Below are 1,608 nucleotides of genomic sequence, written 5' to 3' on the forward strand. Positions count from 1 at the left end.
CGCCGCGAGGACCGTAGCCTGGCTGGACGGGCGGGACTACGCCACGGCGGCCGACGTGCAGGCATGCTGGAAGCCGTGCCTTGGCCATCGCGTCGCCGTGGACGGCGATGCCGAAGCGGCGCTGATGTCGTTGCTCGAAAGCGTGCCGGTGCCGGCGTGACCTGTGTACCTTGCCCAGTCAGGGCAGATGTGGCCTGAAGTCCAATCTAAGCCACAGGCCCGCCGTTGGCGGTATCGTCAGTTTGAGCGCCTTGTTCGGGCTCTTCTTTTGGTAAGAATGATTTCCACCGCTGCTTAACGTAGTCAAAGAAGCCGTCGACTGGTCGAGCGCCGCAAATTCGTGCCAGTTCATGACCAGCACGTGTTAACACAACCGTGCCAATATCGAGTTCATTGTCTTCATCTTTCGGAAGCGTAAGAGTTAAGGGCTGCCCGTAGTAGAAAACCTGCGTTACTTTAGGAAGACCTAGGCGTTTGAACCCTGAAGTCCTGAACTGAATCAACCCAAGTGACTCCAGATGACTTAGGGAATCGAAGTGTATGCCGTGTCGATTATAAATCTCGTCCCGATAGTCATAGATGAGAGGGACGATGTAACCGATCTTCCAGCCAAAGCCGCACAGGTTTATGAAAAGTTCAGCGTCACTTTTCTCGAGGTCAGACATAAGGTTGACCGTTCGTTTTGAAAACGAGCCCGGTGCATTCGCTTCACCGGCTAATATTCTCGCCCAAAGGTGCTGCATGTCTTCGTCCGACACAATACGGCTTTTTTCGAAGAAATTCGTGATCCAGTCATCTTGCACATTTTCTGGAGCCGATTGTTCACCTAACAGTGGTATCGCTTTTTGTGTAATAGCCTCGATGTTAGACTGCCGCTTGGCTTCTTCCTCCAAAAAGCGATGCAAAGCGCGACGGTGAAGGTCGGTAACCTGAATCTGTGACTCGGCGCGAATTCTTTCGGCTTGTGCTTCAGCCTTCGCTATGCGAACGATCTGGTATGGCTTAAATATGCCGCCTACTGCCTCAGAGATCTTCTCGATCAGAGTGGTAGCTGGTTTGCTGAGGTCGCCCAGTTTGGCTAGAGGGTTGTCACTCATAACATAGATACCGAACTTGTTATTATGGAGACTTCTCCATTCATCGGCCCTTCCATCACCTCCCCGGCGAACGATCACGCTAAATCATATCTATCCTTGTGTTATGCGGTCAAGGATAGGGCCCCAAACTAATGTTTTTATCGTGCTATGGCTTGTCATGGAATGAGGGATATTCCCAAAGCTTGTGAATCGTTTTTCCAGGCGGGGTCTCCCTGATCTTTCGGCATCCCAGAGACTGCTTGAATCTAGCGGTTTGGCTGGTGCGGGAGGTGCATTCGCTGATCGCATGGGATCCCGGAATCCCCCACCACCCTTCCAGGAATGTTCGGCAGGGCATGGGCGCCGGGAGCGACCATTATTGACAATGGAGGACTGCCGGCCCAATTTCAGAAAAGGGGCCCATGTCCGTACTTGGGATGTCATGATCGTGGATTATCACTGAAGGAGGCCGATATGAGCGAGCGTCTGCCCAACATTCATCCCGGTGAGGTTTTGCTCGAGGAGTTCCTGA

At 52.7% G+C, this 1,608-nt stretch carries 2 protein-coding genes; one reads left to right on the forward strand and one right to left on the reverse strand.

From position 1 onward, the window contains the following. The coding region (locus tag D6694_10675) for an ATPase (protein ID RMH39902.1) at positions 1–160 on the forward strand (160 nt) is incomplete at its 5' end. A 46-nt stretch (positions 161–206) separates the two neighbouring features. Here D6694_10675 and D6694_10680 read toward each other — a convergent pair. Beyond that, positions 207–1,097 (reverse strand): DUF2806 domain-containing protein, encoded by an 891-nt coding sequence (locus tag D6694_10680; protein ID RMH39903.1) that lies wholly within the window; start codon positions 1,095–1,097, stop codon positions 207–209. Between the last annotated feature and the right edge of the window lie 511 nt (positions 1,098–1,608).

Source organism: Gammaproteobacteria bacterium (genome assembly GCA_003696665.1).
Taxonomy (GTDB): Bacteria; Pseudomonadota; Gammaproteobacteria; order Enterobacterales.